General features: G+C 70.9%; 15 protein-coding genes. 12 read left to right on the top strand and 3 right to left on the bottom strand.

From position 1 onward, the window contains the following. Positions 1–68 precede the first annotated feature (68 nt). The 9 genes from ACZ5WK_RS18220 (at position 69) to ACZ5WK_RS18180 (ending at position 12,240) form a co-directional block, all read left to right on the top strand. Positions 69–803 carry a hypothetical protein gene (locus ACZ5WK_RS18220; protein WP_465548416.1) on the top strand — a complete coding sequence of 245 codons (735 nt, stop codon included), beginning with the start codon at positions 69–71 and terminating at the stop codon, positions 801–803. Between the two features lie 273 nt (positions 804–1,076). After that, entirely contained in the window at positions 1,077–3,011 is a 1,935-nt protein-coding gene (locus ACZ5WK_RS18215) for a hypothetical protein (protein WP_465548415.1), read from the top strand. Positions 3,012–3,073: 62 nt separating this feature from the next. After that, positions 3,074–4,678 (top strand): bifunctional lysylphosphatidylglycerol synthetase/lysine--tRNA ligase LysX, encoded by a 1,605-nt coding sequence (lysX, locus tag ACZ5WK_RS18210; RefSeq protein WP_465548459.1) that lies wholly within the window; start codon positions 3,074–3,076, stop codon positions 4,676–4,678. A 4-nt stretch (positions 4,679–4,682) separates the two neighbouring features. Next, positions 4,683–4,805 (top strand): hypothetical protein, encoded by a 123-nt coding sequence (locus tag ACZ5WK_RS18205; RefSeq protein ID WP_030304873.1) that lies wholly within the window; start codon positions 4,683–4,685, stop codon positions 4,803–4,805. Positions 4,806–4,924: 119 nt separating this feature from the next. Further along, positions 4,925–5,362, top strand: coding sequence for a BlaI/MecI/CopY family transcriptional regulator (locus ACZ5WK_RS18200; RefSeq protein WP_465548414.1), 438 nt, complete (start codon positions 4,925–4,927; stop codon positions 5,360–5,362). Positions 5,363–5,371: 9 nt separating this feature from the next. Next, a complete protein-coding gene (locus tag ACZ5WK_RS18195) occupies positions 5,372–5,908 on the top strand; it encodes an amino-acid N-acetyltransferase (protein WP_396321893.1) in 537 nt (178 codons plus the stop codon). A 92-nt stretch (positions 5,909–6,000) separates the two neighbouring features. Beyond that, positions 6,001–6,351 carry a histone-like nucleoid-structuring protein Lsr2 gene (locus tag ACZ5WK_RS18190; protein ID WP_396321894.1) on the top strand — a complete coding sequence of 117 codons (351 nt, stop codon included), beginning with the start codon at positions 6,001–6,003 and terminating at the stop codon, positions 6,349–6,351. A gap of 664 nt (positions 6,352–7,015) precedes the next feature. Beyond that, complete coding sequence (locus ACZ5WK_RS18185; protein ID WP_465548413.1) at positions 7,016–9,535, top strand: ATP-dependent Clp protease ATP-binding subunit; 2,520 nt, start codon at positions 7,016–7,018, stop codon at positions 9,533–9,535. A 353-nt stretch (positions 9,536–9,888) separates the two neighbouring features. Then, positions 9,889–12,240: an immune inhibitor A domain-containing protein gene (locus tag ACZ5WK_RS18180; protein ID WP_465548412.1), complete on the top strand. Its 2,352-nt coding sequence runs from the start codon at positions 9,889–9,891 to the stop codon at positions 12,238–12,240. 116 nt (positions 12,241–12,356) lie between these two features. On the opposite strand, the gene ACZ5WK_RS18175 is transcribed toward ACZ5WK_RS18180, so the two are convergent. After that, positions 12,357–13,526 carry a threonine aldolase family protein gene (locus tag ACZ5WK_RS18175; protein WP_465548411.1) on the bottom strand — a complete coding sequence of 390 codons (1,170 nt, stop codon included), beginning with the start codon at positions 13,524–13,526 and terminating at the stop codon, positions 12,357–12,359. 385 nt (positions 13,527–13,911) lie between these two features. Between ACZ5WK_RS18175 and ACZ5WK_RS18170 the strand changes: the two genes are divergently transcribed. Beyond that, entirely contained in the window at positions 13,912–14,901 is a 990-nt protein-coding gene (locus tag ACZ5WK_RS18170; RefSeq protein WP_465548410.1) for a M23 family metallopeptidase, read from the top strand. 75 nt (positions 14,902–14,976) lie between these two features. On the opposite strand, the gene ACZ5WK_RS18165 is transcribed toward ACZ5WK_RS18170, so the two are convergent. Next, positions 14,977–15,606 carry a TetR/AcrR family transcriptional regulator gene (locus tag ACZ5WK_RS18165; protein ID WP_465548409.1) on the bottom strand — a complete coding sequence of 210 codons (630 nt, stop codon included), beginning with the start codon at positions 15,604–15,606 and terminating at the stop codon, positions 14,977–14,979. 225 nt (positions 15,607–15,831) lie between these two features. Between ACZ5WK_RS18165 and ACZ5WK_RS18160 the strand changes: the two genes are divergently transcribed. After that, entirely contained in the window at positions 15,832–17,445 is a 1,614-nt protein-coding gene (locus ACZ5WK_RS18160; protein ID WP_396321900.1) for an MDR family MFS transporter, read from the top strand. Between the two features lie 177 nt (positions 17,446–17,622). On the opposite strand, the gene ACZ5WK_RS18155 is transcribed toward ACZ5WK_RS18160, so the two are convergent. Further along, a complete protein-coding gene (locus tag ACZ5WK_RS18155) occupies positions 17,623–18,552 on the bottom strand; it encodes an HhH-GPD family protein (RefSeq protein WP_465548408.1) in 930 nt (309 codons plus the stop codon). 182 nt (positions 18,553–18,734) lie between these two features. Here ACZ5WK_RS18155 and ACZ5WK_RS18150 point away from each other — a divergent pair, with 182 nt between their 5' ends. Continuing rightward, positions 18,735–19,634 (top strand): hypothetical protein, encoded by a 900-nt coding sequence (locus tag ACZ5WK_RS18150; protein WP_465548407.1) that lies wholly within the window; start codon positions 18,735–18,737, stop codon positions 19,632–19,634. Positions 19,635–19,755: the final 121 nt, after the last annotated feature.

Below are 19,755 nucleotides of genomic sequence, written 5' to 3'. Positions count from 1 at the left end.
CGGGCCGAACGTGGGGCGTCGGCGCGACGTTACCGACAAATCGGATATTCCTCACGTAGTGTCAACCCATGCCTACGCCACACGGATCGCGCGGCGGCATGGCCTTCAGCGCCGACGAAGTCCGCGTGCTGCGCCGCGCCCTCGCCCAAGCCCTGCACCCTGCCGTCCCCCTCCATCTCCAGGCCCCCGACCGGCTGCCGTTCGCCGGCGCGGGCGCGGACATGTGGGCCGAGGACGTCCAGGAGGCCCTGCGCCTGACCGAGGCGATCGACGAAGCCGTCCAGGAGGGCGGCCGGCTGCGCACCTTCCTGCTCGCCGACCTCGGCCGCTACCGGGCCGCGCTGCCCGGCAGCGCCCGCGGCTACCTGGAACGCCTGGAGGAGGCGGTGACCGACGGCTACCTCCCGGGGCCCGAGGACCTCACCGCGCTGCGCGGCCTGACCCGCCAGCCCTGCGGCCAGAGCGAGCGGGCCCGCCGCTCGCGGCTGGCCGGCCGCTGCCACGCACTGGCCGAGGCCGCCGTCCGCGAACGGCTCGCCCTCACCACCGGCCAGCGCCACCTCGTCGCCGTACCGAGCCCCGCCGCACCCCCGAGCAGTCTCCCCACCCCTGTTGGAGGACGGATTCCGATGAGCAGCACCGACGCCGGCACCGAGCAGCCCGCCACCCCCGCGTCCGCGCCCCGCCCGCACCGGATGCCCACCCCGGCCGAGCTCTTCGGCCGCCGCCCCAAGCCTCCGGCCCGCCCCGCTCCCCCCGCCGCGCCGGAGGAGGAACTGGAACTCGCCACCGGCACCGGCTGACCGGGAGGGCCGAGAGGGGCGGCGGGCCGACGGCCCGCCGCCCCTCTCTCTTCGTCTCTTCGTTGCCGAACAGTGATCGTCAAAGGGCAGCCCCGATGATCACCCCACTGGTATGACTGTGTGCTGCCGGAGTACGCCTCCGGTGGGGGCGGGCTCTGCAGGAACACTCTTTCGTTCGTTTCACCGGTCACGATGCCCGTGGCCGGGCCGGACCGTGCGCGGTCCGCCATCGTTCGCTCCCTGATCTGCCGACTCGCGATCCCTGGAGCATGGATGGACCGGTCCACCCCCTACCCGCCGCGGCCCCGGGCCTGGGCACCGCCGCGCACACTGCTGCGCCTCGCGGTCGCCGCCACCGCCCTGGCCCTCGCGGCGGTCACCGTGCCGGCGTCCGCCGCACCGGCCGTCTCCCCCGGCGACCCCGTCCCGCCCGCCGCCGTCCAGCCCGGCCGGTTCGTCCAGACGGACCTCACCAGGCTGCTGGACACCCGGGCCGCCATCGGCGTCCCGGCCGAGGGGCCGCTCGGCGGCGACAGCACCCTCCGCTTCCCCGTCGGACAGCTCGCGCCCGGTGCCACGGCAGTGGTCCTGAACGTGACGGCGACGGACACCACCGAGGACAGCTTCGTCACCGTGCACCCCGACGGCCGGCCCCGGCCCGGGACGTCCAACCTCAACTTCACCCCCGGCCAGACGGTCGCCAACCTGGTCACCGTCCCGGTGTCCAACGGGTACGTCGACGTCTACAACCACGTCGGCTCGGCCAGCCTGATCGCCGACCTGTTCGGCTACTACACGGACGACCCCGCGGCGACCGCCTCGACCTTCCAGCCCGTCACCCCGTCGCGGGCGCTGGACACCCGCACGACCGGTCCGGGCGGCACCGCGCAGCCGGTCGGCACCGACGCCACGGTCAACCTCGCGCTCGCCGGGCGCAACCGCGTCCCGGCCGCCGGGGCCACGGCCGTGGTGCTCAACGTCACCGCCACCGACACCGAGGACTCCAGCTTCCTCACGGTGTACCCGCACGGCACCGCCCGGCCGGTCACCTCGAACCTCAACTTCACCGCGGGCCGGACGGTGCCCAACCTCGTCACCGTCCCGCTCGGGGCCGACGGCAGCGTCGACCTCTACAACCACGTCGGCTCGGCCGACCTGGTCGTGGACGTGTTCGGCTTCTACACCGGCGCCCCCAGCGGCTCCGGCTTCACCTCCGCCGGCCCGGCCCGGGTCCTGGACACCCGCGACCCGGGTCACCACCCGGTCGGCCCGGGCGAGATCCTGAGCTGGTCCGTCGGCGACGAGCCGGCCCTGCCCGCCGGCAAGGTGAGCGCCGTCGTGCTGAACGTGACCGCGACCGGCCCGACGGCCACCAGCCACCTCGACGTCTACCCGGGCGGGAGCCCGCGGCCGAGCAGCTCGAACCTGAACTACACGGCGGGGCAGACCGTGGCCAACACGGTGATCGTCCCCGTCGACGGCTCCGGGGACGTCAACTTCTACAACCACTCCGGCTCGGTGGACGTGGTGGTCGACGTGTTCGGCTACTTCACCGCACCGCAGGGCGGCCCGACCGGGCTGTCGATGGACTACGACAACCCGGTCGCCTGCGACCTCCCCGGCCCGGGCCGCTGGCTCCGCCCGGGCCTCTACTCGACCGGCTTCAACGCCGTCCAGGGCGCGCTGCCGGGCGCCACCGGCCCGGTGTGGACGCAGCTCGTCGTGACCGGCCCGGCCGGCACCAGGACCTACGCGGGCAAGCCGGCCGGTCCCGGGACCAAGTCCACCATCGGCGTCCCGCTGCCGGACCTCCAGCAGGGCACCGCGTACAGCTGGTACGCGTACACCACGGACGGGGTCCACACCTCCGCGGCCAGCAGGCCGTGCTACTTCCGCTACGGGAACGACCCCGGGTTCAGGATGAAGATCTCGGATCCCAGCGGGCCCGTGTACACCGGGCAGACGACCCGGATCACGTTCACCGCCACCACCGACGACATCGAACCGGGCCTGCAGGCCGCGTCGTTCCGCTACGGCCTCGGTGACGTCTACAACATGAACTCCACCGTGACCGCGACCGACGGCACCGCGACGGTCGACCTCCGCCCGAGCAGCTGGGGCTCCCAGGTCCTGTACGTCGAGGCCACGAGCGCCGACGGTACGCGGGTCTCCAGGGCGAGCACGTCGTTCTACGTGATCTGGCGCTGACCGGAAGCACACGGAAAGGGGGAGGGCCCACGGCGCCCTCCCCCTTTCGGCACGCGCTGCGGATATCCCGTGGCGGAGCACGGTGTGTGGCTGGCTACCCTTGTGGGGTGAGCGATCAGAGCCCCCTCCCCGCGACCGACGACCTTCCCGAGCAGATGCGCGTCCGGCGCGAGAAGCTGGACCGGCTCCGGGCGGCCGGCGTCGACCCGTACCCGGTCGGCTTCCCCCGGACCAGCACCATCGCGGACCTCCGTGCCAAGCACCCGGACCTCGCTCCGGACACCGCGACCGGCGAGCGGGCCGGCATCACCGGCCGCGTGATCCTCTCCCGGACGGGCGGCAAGCTCTGCTTCGCCACCCTGCGCGACGGCAGCGGCGACCTCCAGGTGATGCTCTCCCTGGACAAGCTGGGCGAGGAACGGCTGGCGGCCTGGAAGTCCGACATCGACCTCGGCGACCAGGTCGGCGTCGAGGGCGAGGTGATCACCTCCCGCCGCGGCGAGCTGTCGGTGATGGTGGACAGCTGGGCGCTCACCGCCAAGTGCCTGCGCCCGCTGCCGGACAAGCACAAGGGCCTGACCGACCCGGAGGCCCGGGTCCGCCAGCGGTACGTCGACCTGATCGTCAACCCCGAGGCCCGCGAGATCCTGCACCTGCGCTCCAAGGTGGTCCGCTCGATCCGCCGCACCTACGAGGAGCGCGGCTACATCGAGGTCGAGACCCCGATGCTCCAGCCGGTGCACGGCGGCGCCAACGCGCGTCCGTTCAAGACGCACATCAACGCGTACGACATCGACCTCTTCATGCGGATCGCCCCCGAGCTGTACCTCAAGCGGCTGGTGGTCGGCGGCGCGGAGAAGGTCTTCGAGATCAACCGCAACTTCCGCAACGAGGGCGCGGACTCCACCCACAACCCGGAGTTCACCTCGCTGGAGTCGTACGAGGCCTACGGCGACTACGACACCCAGGCCGAGCTGATCCGGGCGACGATCATCAACGCCGCCCGGGACGCGCTGGGCACCACGGTGATCCGCGGCCTGGACCCGCACGGCGTCGAGCACGAGATCGACCTGGCCGAGCCGTGGGCCGAGGTCAGCGTCTACCCCGGCATCTCCGCCCACCTGGGCACCGAGGTCACCCCGGAGACCGGCGTCGAGGAGCTGCGCAAGCTGGCCACCGAGCACGGCATCCCCTTCGAGAAGGAGTGGGGCCACGGCCAGATCGTGCTGGAGATGGTCGAGCGCCTGCTGGAGGAGAACGCCGTCGCGCCGACCTTCATCAAGGACTACCCGACCGAGGTGTCCCCGCTCACCCGCCAGCACCGCTCGATCGCGGGCGTGGCCGAGAAGTGGGACCTGGTGATCTTCGGCACCGAGATCGGCACGGCCTACTCCGAGCTGGTCGACCCGGTCGAGCAGCGCGCCCGCCTGACCGCGCAGTCCCTGCTTGCGGCCGGCGGCGACGTCGAGGCGATGCAGGTCGACGAGGACTTCCTGCGGGCCCTGGAGTACGCGATGCCGCCCACCGGCGGCCTCGGCCTCGGGGTGGACCGCCTGATCATGCTGCTCACCGGCAAGAACATCCGGGAGACCGTGCTCTTCCCGCTGGTCAAGCCGGAGCCCAAGGCGTCCGCCGCCACCGCGGCGGAGAAGACCGAGGAGGAGTGACCTGATGGACTACGTCAGCGCGATCGTCCCGCCGCTGGTCATGGCGATCGGATTCGGCTTCCTGGTGCGGGCCATCATCCGCAGCCAGGGCGGGGCCCAGAAGGCCAAGGAGGACCTGGCCGACTGACGCCGTCAGCCGCCCGCGGACACCGGCGCGCCGCCATTCCCGATTCCCGGGGTGGCGGCGCGCCGGTTTGGCAGCACTTCACAAGATTTGCCCCATTCACTCCCTATCCTGGCCGCACTATGGTCCGGCAACTCGGCGAACTTGAGAACGCCATCATGACCCGGGTGTGGCGGTGGAACCGACCGGTCACGGTTCGCGAGGTTCTGCTGGATCTGCAGTCGGAACGCGAAATCGCGTACACCACGGTGATGACCGTCCTGGACAAGCTCCACAGAAAGGGCTGGCTGCGCCGCGAGCGCGCCGGCCGGGCCTATCGATATGAACCGGTCTCGTCCCGCGAGGCGTACACGGCGGCCCTGATGAACGACGCCTGGGCCACCAGCGACAATCCGGCGGCCGCCCTGGTGCACTTCTTCGGCCTGATGTCGCCCGAGCAACGGGAGGCGCTGCGGGACGCGCTGCGGGTGGCCGCTCTGTTCCCGACCGATCCGGCCCCGCCGGATTCCGCCGGGCCCGGGACGGATACCGGGGAGACCGGGGCGGGGCTGGCGCGATAACGTCCCGCCATGGAGGTCACCATCCGCCGGGCGCGGACCACGGACGTGCGGACAGTGCGCAGGCTCATCGACGCCTACTCGCGCGACGGCATTCTGCTCGACAAGCCCACCGTCACACTGTTCGAGTCCGTCCAGGAGTTCTGGGTCGCGGAACGCGACGACAACGGGGCGGTGGTGGCCTGCGGCGCGCTGCACGTCATGTGGGAGGACCTCGCGGAGGTTCGTACGCTCGCCGTCGATCCCTCCTGCCGCGGACACGGCGTCGGACACCTGCTGCTGGAGAAGCTGCTGCAGACCGCGCGCTGGCTGGGCGTCCGTCGGATTTTCTGCTTGACGTTCGAGGTGCCCTTCTTCGCGAAACACGGTTTCGTCGAGATCGGCGAGGTCCAGGAAACCGATGATGGTACGACAGACCCGGCGGCGATCGCTACGGATGTCTATGAAGAACTTCTCCGCTCGTACGATGAAGGTGTCGCGGAGTTCCTCGACCTGGAGCGGGTGAAGCCCAACACTCTGGGCAACTCGCGCATGCTGCTGCACCTGTGAGCGGCTCCCGACCCCCTCAGGGGTTTGTGTTTTCCGCTGAAAGGCGCTTTCCTTTCCTTAGGCAATGGGTCGTTTAGCGGAAAGGGAAGCCCGTGGCACAGAGGGTGCAGGTCATTCTTGAAGACGATCTCGACGGTGGTTCGGCGGACGAGACGGTGACGTTCGCGCTCGACGGCGTTGCCTACGAGATCGATCTGAAGAGCGCCAACGCGGACAAGCTCCGCGGTCTGCTGGCGCCGTACGTGGAGAAGGGCCGCAAGCAGAGCGGCCGGCTCGCCGGCGCCCGCCGCCCGGGCCGTGGCACGGCTCCGCGCCCGTCCGGCAGCGCTCCGGACACCGCCAAGATCCGCGCGTGGGCCAAGGAGCAGGGCCTGGAGGTCAACGACCGCGGCCGGGTGCCGAGCACCGTCCGCGAGGCCTACGACAAGGCCAACGCGGCCTGACCCCGGCGCCGCCGGATCAGGTGCGGGGCGCCGGCGCGGGCCGGCGGTGTTCCTGGCACACGCGCGGGGCGCGGAGGGATCCTCCTCCGCGCCCCGCGGCGCGCGCCCGGGCGGCGGGCACCGGTCCGGCCGTCGTTCCGGACCACGTTGCGGGCGGCGTTCCGGGCGGCGTTCCGGGCGGCGGAACAATCACAGGCTGTGCAACGCTGTAGGGGCGAAGCGGTAACGCAGGCACCACCGGGATGGCCTACCGGCCACAGCGGCCGCGGCTGAACCACCGTCACCGCCGGCCGACTTCTCGCCAGGCGAACACCGCCACCGCGGAAACTGCGCGAGAACCACCCCGATACCGGGTATGAATGCAGGTGGACGGGGTCCTCGACCCCGCCCGGGGCAGTACGTGCGACCGGCCGGGGGCCGTTCCGGATCCGCCGAGTCCGGCGATGTTCGCCGATGGCGTAGCGGTATCTGGTGCATCCGGCCCACCTGTGGGAACACCGTCTCCCAGCATCAGGTTGGGATTGGTGTCGGCTGGTCGCGCAGCATGTCGCTCCCGTACCGGGGAGTGAATCCGTGGGCCGCGCCGCTGAGCGGGACTAGCATGCGGAAGGACAGGGCGGGGACCGACCCCGAACTGCCCGACCGCTCTGAGGAGCGATAAACGATGTTCGAGAGGTTCACCGACCGCGCGCGGCGGGTTGTCGTCCTGGCTCAGGAAGAAGCCCGGATGCTCAACCACAACTACATCGGCACCGAGCACATCCTCCTGGGTCTGATCCACGAGGGTGAGGGTGTCGCCGCTAAGGCCCTGGAGAGCCTCGGGATTTCTCTAGAGGCTGTTCGCCAGCAGGTCGAGGAGATCATCGGCCAGGGCCAGCAGGCCCCGTCCGGTCACATTCCCTTCACCCCCCGGGCGAAGAAGGTCCTGGAGCTGTCGCTCCGCGAGGCCCTGCAGCTCGGCCACAACTACATCGGCACCGAGCACATCCTGCTCGGCCTGATCCGCGAGGGCGAGGGCGTCGCCGCCCAGGTCCTGGTGAAGCTGGGCGCCGACCTCAACCGGGTGCGCCAGCAGGTCATCCAGCTGCTCTCCGGCTACCAGACCGGCGGCGGCAAGGAGTCGGCCACGGCCGGCGGGCCCGCCGAGGGCACCCCGTCGACCTCGCTGGTCCTGGACCAGTTCGGCCGCAACCTCACCCAGGCCGCCCGCGAGGCCAAGCTCGACCCGGTCATCGGGCGCGAGAAGGAGATCGAGCGGGTCATGCAGGTGCTGTCCCGCCGCACCAAGAACAACCCCGTGCTGATCGGTGAGCCCGGCGTCGGCAAGACCGCCGTGGTCGAGGGCCTGGCCCAGGCGATCGTCAAGGGCGAGGTCCCGGAGACGCTCAAGGACAAGCAGCTCTACACGCTGGACCTGGGCGCCCTGGTGGCCGGCTCGCGCTACCGCGGTGACTTCGAGGAGCGCCTGAAGAAGGTGCTCAAGGAGATCCGCACCCGCGGCGACATCATCCTGTTCATCGACGAGCTGCACACCCTGGTCGGCGCGGGCGCCGCCGAGGGCGCCATCGACGCCGCCAGCATCCTCAAGCCGATGCTGGCCCGTGGCGAGCTGCAGACCATCGGTGCCACCACGCTGGACGAGTACCGCAAGCACCTGGAGAAGGACGCCGCGCTGGAGCGCCGCTTCCAGCCGATCCAGGTCGCCGAGCCGTCGCTGCCGCACACCATCGAGATCCTCAAGGGCCTGCGCGACCGCTACGAGGCCCACCACCGGGTCTCCATCACGGACGCCGCCCTGGTCGCCGCCGCCACCCTGGCCGACCGCTACATCTCGGACCGCTTCCTGCCGGACAAGGCCATCGACCTGATCGACGAGGCCGGCTCCCGGATGCGCATCCGCCGGATGACCGCGCCGCCGGACCTGCGCGAGTTCGACGAGAAGATCGCCGACGTGCGCCGCGAGAAGGAGAGCGCGATCGACGCGCAGGACTTCGAGAAGGCCGCGTCCCTGCGCGACGACGAGAAGCAGCTCCTGCAGGCCAAGGCCAAGCGCGAGAAGGAGTGGAAGGCCGGCGACATGGACGTCGTCGCGGAGGTGGACGAGGAGCTCATCGCCGAGGTCCTGGCCACCGCCACCGGCATCCCGGTCTTCAAGCTCACCGAGGAGGAGTCCTCCCGGCTGCTGCGCATGGAGGACGAGCTGCACAAGCGCGTCATCGGCCAGAAGGACGCCATCAAGGCGCTCTCCCAGGCCATCCGGCGCACCCGTGCGGGCCTCAAGGACCCGAAGCGCCCCGGCGGCTCGTTCATCTTCGCCGGCCCGTCCGGTGTCGGTAAGACCGAGCTGTCCAAGACGCTCGCCGAGTTCCTCTTCGGCGACGAGGACGCGCTGATCTCGCTCGACATGTCCGAGTTCTCGGAGAAGCACACCGTCTCCCGGCTCTTCGGTTCGCCCCCCGGCTACGTGGGCTACGAGGAGGGCGGGCAGCTGACCGAGAAGGTGCGCCGCAAGCCGTTCTCCGTCGTCCTCTTCGACGAGGTCGAGAAGGCCCACCCGGACATCTTCAACTCGCTGCTGCAGATCCTGGAGGACGGTCGCCTGACCGACTCCCAGGGCCGCGTGGTCGACTTCAAGAACACCGTCATCATCATGACGACCAACCTCGGCACCCGGGACATCTCCAAGGGCTTCAACCTGGGCTTCGCGGCCACGGGTGACACCCAGACCGGGTACGACCGAATGAAGGCGAAGGTCGGCGAGGAGCTCAAGCAGCACTTCCGCCCCGAGTTCCTGAACCGCGTCGACGACATCGTGGTCTTCCACCAGCTGACCGAGGAAGACATCATCCAGATCGTCGACCTGATGATCGACAAGGTGGACGGCCGCCTCAAGGACCGCGACATGGGCCTGGAGCTCAGCGTGGAGGCCAAGAAGCTGCTGGCCAAGCGCGGCTACGACCCGATCCTGGGTGCCCGTCCGCTGCGCCGCACCATCCAGCGCGAGATCGAGGACCACCTCTCCGAGAAGATCCTCTTCGGCGAGCTGCGGGCCGGCCACATCGTGGTCGTCGGTGTCGAGGGTGACGGCAAGGATGCCAAGTTCACCTTCCGCGGCGTGGAGAAGTCCGCGGTCGCGGACACCCCGGCCGCCGTTGCCTCGCCGGGTCCGGACCTGACGAAGTAGCAACATTTAACAGATAACAGCAAACGGTCTGAGCCCCCGGCGTTCGCGTCGGGGGCTCAGGCCGTTTTTCGTGCCGCCGCAAAAGGTGTGATCCACCCCACGATGCAGCAGGTGGGAGGCCTGATCGCGGGGTGGTGCGAGGGCGATCGAATCAATCATCATCTTTTAATGCCAATGTTGTTGACAGATCGTCAGCTGATAGGGAGTCGCGGAGCATAGCGCTGTGGCCATGTCACGGTCAAGGTCTATCTTTTCCGTCCACACTTGGATCAAATGACGTCCACCTGTCTTTCATTGGTTTACCGGAAGGCCATGAGCCGGACCGGTTTGGGGAGGACGTCACAACGTTGAAGATGACCAGGAAAGCCGCTGCGGCCGTTTCGGCCGCCGCGGTCATAGCCGCGCTCGGCGCGGGGCTGCTCCCGGGGACGGCCTTCGCCGCCGGATCCGCCCCGGTGCCGCAGGACCCGGCCGACGCCGTTCAGGTCAGCACTGAGCACAACCTGCCGGGCCCGCTCACCGAGAAGGTCGAGGCCGAGCAGAAGGCTGCCACCGAGCAGCTGCTCGCCGGCACCGCCCAGATCGAGCAGCACGGCGGCGGCAGCAGCATCAAGCTCGGCAAGGACAAGTACGTCGAGCTGGCCCGTGAGCGTACGGACAAGATCTTCACCATCCTGGTCGACTTCAGCGACCAGGTGGACAGCACCACGAAGACGCCGGACGGCAAGGTCAAGTACGGCGGCACGCCCGGCCCGCAGCACAACCAGATCGAGAAGCCCGACGCGGCGACCAACAACTCGACGCTCTGGCAGGCCGACTACAACCAGTCGCACTACCAGGACATGTACTTCAGCAAGACCCAGGACTCGCTGAAGACCTTCTACGAGAAGCAGTCCTCGGGCCGCTACTCGGTCGACGGCCAGGTCACCGACTGGGTGAAGGTGCCGTGGAACGAGGCCCGTTACGGCTCGGACTACTGCGGCTCGCACGTCTGCTCCAACGCGCAGGACCTGATCCGCGACGGCATCAACGCCTGGGTCGCCGACCAGAAGGCCAAGGGCCAGACGGACGCTCAGATCAAGGCCACCATCGCGCAGTACGACCAGTGGGACCGGTACGACTACGACCACGACGGCAACTTCAACGAGCCCGACGGTTACATCGACCACTTCCAGATCGTGCACGCCGGTGAGGACCAGTCGGCGGGCGGCGGCAAGCAGGGCGACAACGCCCTCTGGGCCCACCGCTCGTACGTCTACGGCACCCAGGCCGGCTCGACCGGTCCGTCGAACAACCTGCTCGGCGGCACCCCGGTCGGTGACACCGGCATCTGGATCGGCGACTACACCATGCAGCCCGAGAACGGCGGCCTCGGTGTCTTCGCCCACGAGTACGGTCACGACCTCGGTCTGCCGGACCTGTACGACACCTCGGGCAGCGGGATCGACAACTCGGTCGGCTTCTGGTCGCTGATGTCCTCCGGCTCCTGGCTGGGTGAGGGCAAGAACTCGATCGGCGACATGCCGAACGACCTCGACGCCTGGAGCAAGCTCAAGCTCGGCTGGCTGAAGTTCGACAAGGCCAAGGCCGGCACCGAGTCGACCCACCACATCGGCCCGGTCGAGTACAACTCCAAGCTGCCGCAGGCGCTGGTCGTCGACCTGCCGAAGAAGACCGTCACCACCACGATCAACACCCCGTTCGCGGGTGCCAACGAGTGGTGGAGCGGCAGCGCCGACGACCTGAACGTCACGCTGACCCGCGACGTCGACCTGACCGGGAAGACCTCGGGCTCGCTCTCCGCGAAGGCCTGGTACGACCTGGAGCAGGACTTCGACTACGCATACGGCGAGGTCTCCACCGACGGTGGCGCCACCTGGAAGGCCCTGGAGGGCACCTTCAACGGCACCGCCCTCCCGCACAACGCCGCCGACAAGGCGTCGCTGAGCGGCAGCTCGGCCAACAAGTGGGGCGACCTGGTCTTCCCGCTGGACGCCTACGCGGGCAAGGCCGTCAAGGTCCGCTTCCACAACACCACCGACGGCGGCCTGCACATGAAGGGCCTGGCCCTGGACGACATCGTCGTCACCGCCGACGGCGCCACCGTCTTCACCGACGGTGCCGAGAACGGTGACAACGGCTGGGCCGCCAAGGGCTTCTCGCGCATCTCGGGCAAGTTCTCCAACGACTACGCCCAGTACTACATCGCCGAGAACCGCCAGTACATCTCGTACGACCGGACCCTCAAGACCGGCCCGTACAACTTCGGCTTCGGCGCCGCCAAGCCGAGCTGGGTGGAGCACTACCCGTACCAGGCCGGTCTGCTGATCTGGTACTGGGACGAGTCGCAGACCGACAACAACGTCACCAACCACCCGGGCCAGGGTCTGATCCTGCCGGTCGACTCCCACCCGACCCCGGTCAAGTGGGCCGACGGCACCCTGATGCGTCCGCGCATCCAGGGCTACGACTCGACCTTCGGCTCGCGCAAGACCGACGCGCTGACCCTGCACAAGAACGGCGTCGAGACGGTCGTCCCGAGGGCCAAGGGCGTCGACGAGTTCAGCGACCTGAAGTCGTACTGGTCCGAGGACAACAAGTACAGCAGCGTCAAGGTCCCGAAGACGGGCACCAGCATCGAGGTCGAGAACGAGTCCTCGAACTACCTGGAGACCTGGATCCGGGTCCGCCCGGTCGACAACTGATCGCACCGAGCAGTGACGATCAGCCTCTGACCAGGCATCACTGATTCACCGTCCGGCCCGTCCCCGCACCCGCGGGGGCGGGCCGGACGTCTTTTCAGGCCCGTGCTCTCAGGCCCTCAGAACGGCCTCGTCGGCAGCAGCGCGAGAAAGGCGTCCACCGCCTCCGCGATCTCCTTCTCGGTCCAGTCCAGCGCGTCGGCCGCCACCGTGACCTCGGTCATCGACAGGCCCGGCAGGCCCTGCTCCCGCCAGGAGCCGAACAGCGCCGTCCCCGCCTCCTCGGCCAGCCGCAGACCCGCCGTGTCCAGCTCCTCCGGGGCGTACGGCAGCCAGAGCTGGAACTGGTGGGTGTGCGGCGGGGCCGGGTGGATCCGGGCCCCCGGAACGACCGCGAACGAATCGGCGAGCGCCGCCGCGACGGTCTTGGCGTGCGCCACGTACCCGGGCAGCCGCGGCAGTTCGCGGTCCAGCCCGGCGAGCGCGGCCAGCGCGGCCGGCCACTGCTGGAAGAGCTGGCCGCCGTAGCGGTGCCGCCAGGCCCTGGCGGTCCGGACGAAGCCCGAGCGGCCGGCCAGCGCGGCGCCGCTGATCCCGCCGAGGGTCTTGTAGAAGGAGACGTAGACCGAGTCGGCCGTGGCGGCGATCTCCGGCAGCGACCGGCCGAAGTGGACGGCCGACTCCCAGATCCGGGCCCCGTCCAGGTGCAGCGCCGCGTGGTGCTTCTCCCGGACCACCGCGGCGACCGCCTCCAGCTCGGCCCAGGACGGCAGCACGAAGCCGGCCTCGCGCAGCGGCAGCTCCAGGATCATCGCGGCGTACGGCTCGTCGAACGCCTCCAGCTCGGCCACGGTCGGGAGCCTCGGCGCGACGGTGGGCCAGACGCTGCGCAGGCCGCTGAGCACGGTCAGCGCGTGGCGTTCGTGCTGCTCGGTGTGGCCGAGCGGGTGGGTCGCGACCGTCGGCAGCCCGGCGGCCTCGGCGTGGATCCGCAGCGCGACCTGCTGGGCCATGGTGCCGGTCGGGAAGAACGCCGCGTCCTCGGTGCCGAGCAGCCCGGCGACCTTCTGTTCCAGGGCGCGGACCACGCCGTCGCCGTACATGTCCGGCCGCCGGTCCAGGTCGTACACGCCCTCGGCGTCCTCGGCCAGGGCGGCGAGGTGCTCGCGCAGGCTCAGCGGCCGGGCACCGGAGAGCAGCCGTTCGCAGCCGCGCCGCGCGGCGAAGCGGCGCTCCTGGAGGCCCGGGCCGTGGCCGCCTTCGGTGGATTCGCTCCTGTTGGGATACATGCGTCGATGGTCCCGCAGCAGGGGCGCCCGGTCAGCGGTGCGGGCACGTGCCCGGGATTCGTGCCGCGGAAACGTCCGAACCCCGGCGGCGGGTGGGACTGGTCACAGGGATCCACAGCGGTACGACCGGCGGTAGTAGACGCGAGGAGCGGGCGTCCGGAGTGGCCCGACCCCCGAACGGACGACCGGATCACATGATCGTTGCTCCGTCAGCTTGAATCTCCGGCACGACGCCGACTACACGCCGTAGTACGTCACACCGTTTGGGAGTCCGCTCGGTGACGGTTACACCTGAGTGGTCCCCCGCTCAGCACGCCCGAACGGGCTCGTTGTGCTGCCCCCGTACGTCCGTGAGGTTGAGCTTCCGATGTCTTCCGTCCCGCCCATGGGGCCGGCCCTTCGCCGCCTCGCCGCCCGCGCGGCGACCCAGGCGGCCGCCTGGCAGCCCCGGCTCGGCCACGCCGTCCGCACCCACGCCGCCCCGCTGCACGCGCTCACCGCGCCCCGGCACACCCTGCCCGGCGGCCCGCTCCGGGCCGACCGGCACCGCACCGTCACCGCGGTCGGGGCCAGCGCGGTGATACTCTCCGGCGCCCTGCTGGTCGCCGCCCCGGGCAGCGCCTCGGCGCAGACGGTCACCCCCACCACCCCCGGCAGCTCGGCGTTCACCGTCGCGCAGGGCGCCGCGCCCACCCCGGCGCTGGTCCAGGTGGCGGGCCCGAGCACGTACAAGCTCCCGCACGAACACGGCTCCGCACAGGAGTACGTGGCGGTCGCCGCCAACCTGCAGGCCCCCGAGCCGCCCGCGGCCGCCCCCTCCGCGGACCAGGCGCCTGCGTCCGCGCCCGCCCCGGCCCCCGAGCCCGCTCCGGCCCCGGCCCCCGAGCCCGAGCCCGCGCCCGCCCCGGCACCCGCTCCGGCCCCCGAGCCCGAGCCCGCGCCCGCCCCGGCACCCGCTCCGGCACCCGAGTGGTCCGCCCCCGTCCCGGGCGCGCCGACCAGCAACCCGTACGGGGTGGCCAACCCCGAGTACGCGGCGGGGTACCACACCGGGGTGGACTTCGCCGTCGCCCCGGGCACCCCGCTGCTCGCGGTCGGCAACGCCACCGTGGTGTCGGCCGGCTGGGACGGCGCCTATGGCAAGGAGGTCGTGCTCCGGCTCGCCGACGGGCGCTTCGCGCAGTACGCGCACATGTCGGCGATCTCGGTGAAGGCGGGCGAGCGCGTGTCGGCGGCCGAGCAGATCGGCCGCTCCGGGAACACCGGCAACTCGACCGGGCCGCACCTGCACTTCGAGATCCGCTCCAGCAACCACTACGGCTCGGTGATCAACCCGATCGCGTACCTCTCCGGACACGGGGTCACCGGGTTCTGACCGGCCCGCGCACACGCCCGAGGGGCGGCCCGGAGCCGGGCCGCCCCCCTCGGGCGTCAGTGTCGACCGCGCCGGTCAGACGTGCGCCGCGGGGTGGTCGATCAGGGCGCCGATCTCCAGGGCGACGCGCTGCGCGGCCGCCATCGCCTCCTCCAGCGAGGCCGCCCTCACCACGTCGTCCGGGATGTGCCCGGCGGCCTCGCCGTCGCAGGCGTCCTGCTTGAGCAGGAACAGCGCCGAGTTGATGGTGAACAGCGACATGGCGGCGCGCAGCCGGTCCTCGAAGGTGGCCTGCGGGCCGTGCACCAGGCGGACCATGGCGACCATCCGCTCCTTGAACTCCAGCCCGGCCGGCGAGTCGCGCAGTGCGGGCTGGTTCTCGTGGAAGAAGCGCAGCAGCGGTGCCCGCTCGGACATGCCGGCCGCGAACCGCCGGATCAGCTCGTCCCGCAGCTCCGGGGTCCACGGCTGCTCGGCGCCCCACGCGAGGGTCTCGTCGATCGGCGCGGCCATGCTCTCCACGATGCCGTGGACGATGTCGTCCTTGGTCTTGAAGTGGTAGTAGAGCGCGGCTTTGGTGACGCCCAGCCGGTCGGCGATCTCCCGCAGCGAGGTCTGTTCGTAGCCCTGTTCCGAGAAGAGCTCCAGCGCGACCACGATGATGCGGGCCCGGGTGTCGCTGCGGGGGCTGTGCGGAGTACCCATGGCCTGCCTCATGACTGCGTCGGTTGACTGCTGCTCGTTCTCGGGTGCCCCTCGGCACCCACCCCCGGGCTCATTCTCCCTGCCCAGGCCGCCGGCCGAGAAACTGGCTTGACGACCGGCTAGCAGACAACCTACCGTGCCCACGGTCAACAAACTAGCCGGGCGACAAGTAAGTGCCGTCGAAGGCCCGAACGATCGTCCGATCCTGTCCGGGAGACACCCCCCATGTCACAACCCAAGGCCGACAACCCGGCACCGGAGAAGAAGACGTCCGAGGAGGAGGAGCAGCCGCGCTCCCCCCGTGAGATCCGCCTGGTCATGGTCGGCCTGGTGGTCACCATGCTGCTCGCCATGCTCGACGGCCTGATCGTCGGCACCGCGATGCCGACCATCGTCGGCGACCTCGGCGGCGCCGAGCACCTGTCCTGGGTGGTCACCTCCTACACCCTGGCCACCGCCGCCTCCACCCCGATCTGGGGCAAGCTCGGCGACCTCTACGGCCGCAAGGGCACCTTCCTCACCTCGATCGTGATCTTCCTGGTGGGCTCGGCCCTCTCCGGCCTCTCCCAGAACATGAACGAGCTGATCGGCTTCCGCGCCCTCCAGGGCCTCGGCGCCGGCGGTCTGATGGTCGGCGTGATGTCGATCATGGGCGCGCTCGTCCCGCCGCGCGACCGCGGAAAGTACCAGGGCATGTTCGCCGCGGTGATGGCGCTCGCCACCATCGGCGGCCCGCTCGTCGGCGGCTTCATCACCGACCACCTGAGCTGGCACTGGACCTTCTACATCAACCTGCCGCTCGGCCTGGTCGCGCTCGCCGTCGTCATGGTCACCCTGAAGCTCCCGAAGGTCCGCAACAACGCCCGGATCGACTACCTCGGTGCGGTCCTGCTCACCACCGGCATCACCGCGCTCACCCTGATCACCACCTGGGGCGGCCAGCAGTACGCGTGGGGCTCCAAGCAGATCCTGGGCCTGGCCGCGCTGGCCGCCGCCACCCTGATCGCCTTCTGCTACGTCGAGCAGCGGGTCCAGGAGCCGATGCTCCCGCTCGGCCTGTTCAAGAACCTGAACTTCACCCTGGTCTCGATCATCGGCTTCGTCGTCGGCTTCGTGATGTTCGGCTCGACCGTCTTCCTGCCGCTCTACCAGCAGATCGTGCAGGGCGCCTCGGCCACCAACTCCGGCCTGCTGCTGATGCCGATGATGTTCGGCATGCTGGTCGTCTCGCTGGTGGTCGGCCAGGCGGTGACCAAGACCGGCAAGTACCGGATCTTCCCGATCATCGGCACGATCGTGATGACCGCCGGCTTGGTGCTGCTCTCCACGCTCTCCACCGACACCGGCAGCTTCGCCGCCTCCTGCTGGATGGTCGTGCTCGGCGCCGGCATGGGCTTCCTGATGCAGATCACCATGCTGGTCGCGCAGAACAGCGTCGAGCTGAAGGACATGGGCGTGGCCAGCTCCACCGCCACCCTGTTCCGCACCATCGGCGGCTCCTTCGGCGTCGCGCTGTTCGGCGCGCTGTTCAACAGCCGGGTCACCGAGACCATGAAGGACCGGCTCGGCGACGCGGCCGCGAACGGCGGCGGCAAGGGCGACCCGAGCCAGCTGAGCCCGGCCGCGCTCAAGGCGCTGCCGGCCCCCGTCCAGGACGCGTACCACCACGCGGTGGCCAACGGCATGCACACCGTCTTCCTGTGGGGTGCCGCGGTCGCGGTCATCGCGGTCGCCGCCGCGCTCTTCGTGCGCGAGGTCCCGCTGCGGGGCGCCGGTGCGCCGGCATCGGACGGCGACGGCAAGGCCACCGAGCCCAACGCCGAGGCCGTCGCCATCTGACGTCCGCGGTCCGGAAATCCCCCTTGCCCCTCTCCCATGAGAAGGGCAAGGGGGATTTTCCGTCATACCGGCCGGTGCACCGGCAGCCTGCCGCGGCGGCCGGGTCTTCCTGTCATTCCGGCCGGTGCACCGGGAGCTGCTCCGGGAACTCCGGTGCACCGGGAACTGCTCCGGGAACTACTGCGGCAGCCGGTAGACGCCCTGCTCGACCGGCTCGACCAGGCCGTCGGCGACCAGGCCGTCCAGCGCCCGGGCCCGCTGCACCGCGTCCGGCCAGACGGCGTCCAGCCGGGCCTGCTCGACCGTGCCGTGCTCGGCGCGCAGCACCGCCAGGAGCTTCCCGCGGACCTGCCGGTCCGTCCCCTCGTACGACTGGCCGCGCCGCGCCGGGCCCTCGTACGGCGGGCGGCCTGCCCGCTGCCAGGCGCAGCCGGTGAACAGCGGGCAGTCGCCGCACTCCGGGCTCCGCGCCGTACAGACCAGCGCGCCGAGCTCCATCACGGCGACCGCCCAGGTCGCCGCCGTCTCCGCGTCTTCGGGCAGCAGTGCCGTCGCCGTCCGCCGCTCGGCGGCCGTCGTGGCCTGCGCCGGGTACTCGACGCCCGTCACCGCACGGGCGAACACCCGGCGGACGTTGGTGTCCAGCACCACGTGGCGCCGGCGGAAGGCGAAGGAGGCCACCGCGGCCGCCGTGTACTCCCCCACCCCGGGCAGCGAGAGCAGCGTCGCGTGGTCGTCCGGGACGAGGCCGCCGTGCTCCTCGGTGATCGCCACCGCGGCCGCGTGCAGGCGCAGCGCCCGCCGCGGGTAGCCGAGCCGGCCCCACATCCGGACCGCCTCGCCGGGCGCGTCGGCGGCCAGGCCGGCCGGCGTCGGCCAGCGCTCCAGCCATGCCGCGTAGGCGGGCAGCACCCGCTTCACCGGGGTCTGCTGGAGCATGAACTCGCTCACCATCACCGCCCAGGACGAGGCCTCGGGGGTCCGCCAGGGCAGCTCACGGGCGTTGGCCCCGTACCAGCCGAGGACGGTGGAGTGCAGCACCGGCAGCGGCAGAGGCAGCGGGACGGCGGCGGGACTGGGGGCGGGGGTGACGGTGATGGCAGCCATGGCCCTTCGATCCTCCCACGCCCGCTCCGCCCGCCGAAGCGGAGTCCGAAGATCCGGATCGCCGCGCCAAAACCCCCGATCAGCCTCCCTCGAACGGCGCAAATGGCGGATCATGTGAAGGAAGGGGCGAGTGTGCGGTGTTGGTGAGTCAAAGGGCACACACGGTCTCGTAGAGTTTGGGCGTGCCCTCTCTCCGTCAACCCGTGGGACCGCTGCCGGCTTCGATCTACTGGCGACGGCGCGTCGTCGTGCTCGTCGCCGTCGCCGCGGTCGTCGCCCTGATCGCCTGGCTGATGTCCGATCAGGGCGGTGGTGACGGTGGATCATCCGGCAAGGCCGCACAGGCCGCGCCGTCCCAGACCCCCGTCCAGGCGATCACGCCCGGCGCCTCCCCCAGCGGCCCCGCGAACAACTCGCGCCCCGGCAGCGGCGGGAGCGGTGGCACCAGCCCTGGCGGCGGCGCGGTCTCCGGTTCCGGCGGCGGCGACGTCAGTCTCAGCACCGGCGGCACGGGCGGGGCGCCCAACCCGGCCCCCGCGACCGGCGGCGGCGCGGCGGCCGGCGGGACGGCCGCGGGCGGTGGAGCGGCCGGCGGCACCGGTGGTGGCGCCGGTGGTGGCACCGGCGGCAGTGGCGGGGCTCCCGCGGTGAACACCCCCGAGGTGATGGGGCTGCCCGTCTGCGCCTCGTCGCAGGTGACGCTGGAGCTGGCCGGCGCACAGAACTCCTACCAGCCCAAGGACAAGCCGAAGCTGGCGCTGACCGTCCGCAACTCCTCCGGTGCCAACTGCCGGGTGGACCTGGGCCGGACCGCCTCCGCCATCACCGTGACGGCCAGCAACGGCGAGCGGATCTGGTCCTCCGGCGACTGCCCGTCCGACCGGGGCAGCACCTGGGTGCAGATCCCGGCGAACAGCGGTCTGACCGAGACCTTCACCTGGGACCGCAGCCGCAGCAAGCAGCAGTGCGCCACGGCCGACCCGGCGGCCGCCCCCGCCGGCAACTACCTGGTGGTCGCCGACCTCACCGGCCTCTCCGGCGGCCAGGTGTCGGCACGCTCCTCGATCCGCCTGGAGAGCTGACCGCTCCTCAACCCGCCCTCCCCGAGGCCCCGGCGCGATTCCGCGCCGGGGCCTCGGCGTGCGGCGTGCTTCGGTGTGCTTCGCGGGCGTTCGGGGGTCCGCGCGGGTGTTCGCGGTGGTC

The organism is Kitasatospora sp. NPDC032757 (genome assembly GCF_055579305.1).
Note: the sequence above shows the minus strand (reverse complement) of the source record. Positions and strands in the feature narration are given on the sequence as shown.

Excerpts from the sequence above, each read along its gene's own strand:
- ACZ5WK_RS18220 (WP_465548416.1), top strand. The coding sequence starts at position 69 with ATGCCTACGCCACACGGATCGCGCGGCGGCATGGCCTTCAGCGCCGAC.
- ACZ5WK_RS18215 (WP_465548415.1), top strand. The coding sequence starts at position 1,077 with ATGGACCGGTCCACCCCCTACCCGCCGCGGCCCCGGGCCTGGGCACCG.
- ACZ5WK_RS18205 (WP_030304873.1), top strand. The coding sequence starts at position 4,683 with ATGGACTACGTCAGCGCGATCGTCCCGCCGCTGGTCATGGCGATCGGA.
- ACZ5WK_RS18200 (WP_465548414.1), top strand. The coding sequence starts at position 4,925 with ATGGTCCGGCAACTCGGCGAACTTGAGAACGCCATCATGACCCGGGTG.
- ACZ5WK_RS18195 (WP_396321893.1), top strand. The coding sequence starts at position 5,372 with ATGGAGGTCACCATCCGCCGGGCGCGGACCACGGACGTGCGGACAGTG.
- ACZ5WK_RS18185 (WP_465548413.1), top strand. The coding sequence starts at position 7,016 with ATGTTCGAGAGGTTCACCGACCGCGCGCGGCGGGTTGTCGTCCTGGCT.
- ACZ5WK_RS18180 (WP_465548412.1), top strand. The coding sequence starts at position 9,889 with ATGACCAGGAAAGCCGCTGCGGCCGTTTCGGCCGCCGCGGTCATAGCC.
- ACZ5WK_RS18175 (WP_465548411.1), bottom strand. The coding sequence starts at position 13,526 with ATGTATCCCAACAGGAGCGAATCCACCGAAGGCGGCCACGGCCCGGGC.
- ACZ5WK_RS18170 (WP_465548410.1), top strand. The coding sequence starts at position 13,912 with ATGGGGCCGGCCCTTCGCCGCCTCGCCGCCCGCGCGGCGACCCAGGCG.
- ACZ5WK_RS18165 (WP_465548409.1), bottom strand. The coding sequence starts at position 15,606 with ATGGGTACTCCGCACAGCCCCCGCAGCGACACCCGGGCCCGCATCATC.
- ACZ5WK_RS18160 (WP_396321900.1), top strand. The coding sequence starts at position 15,832 with ATGTCACAACCCAAGGCCGACAACCCGGCACCGGAGAAGAAGACGTCC.
- ACZ5WK_RS18155 (WP_465548408.1), bottom strand. The coding sequence starts at position 18,552 with ATGGCTGCCATCACCGTCACCCCCGCCCCCAGTCCCGCCGCCGTCCCG.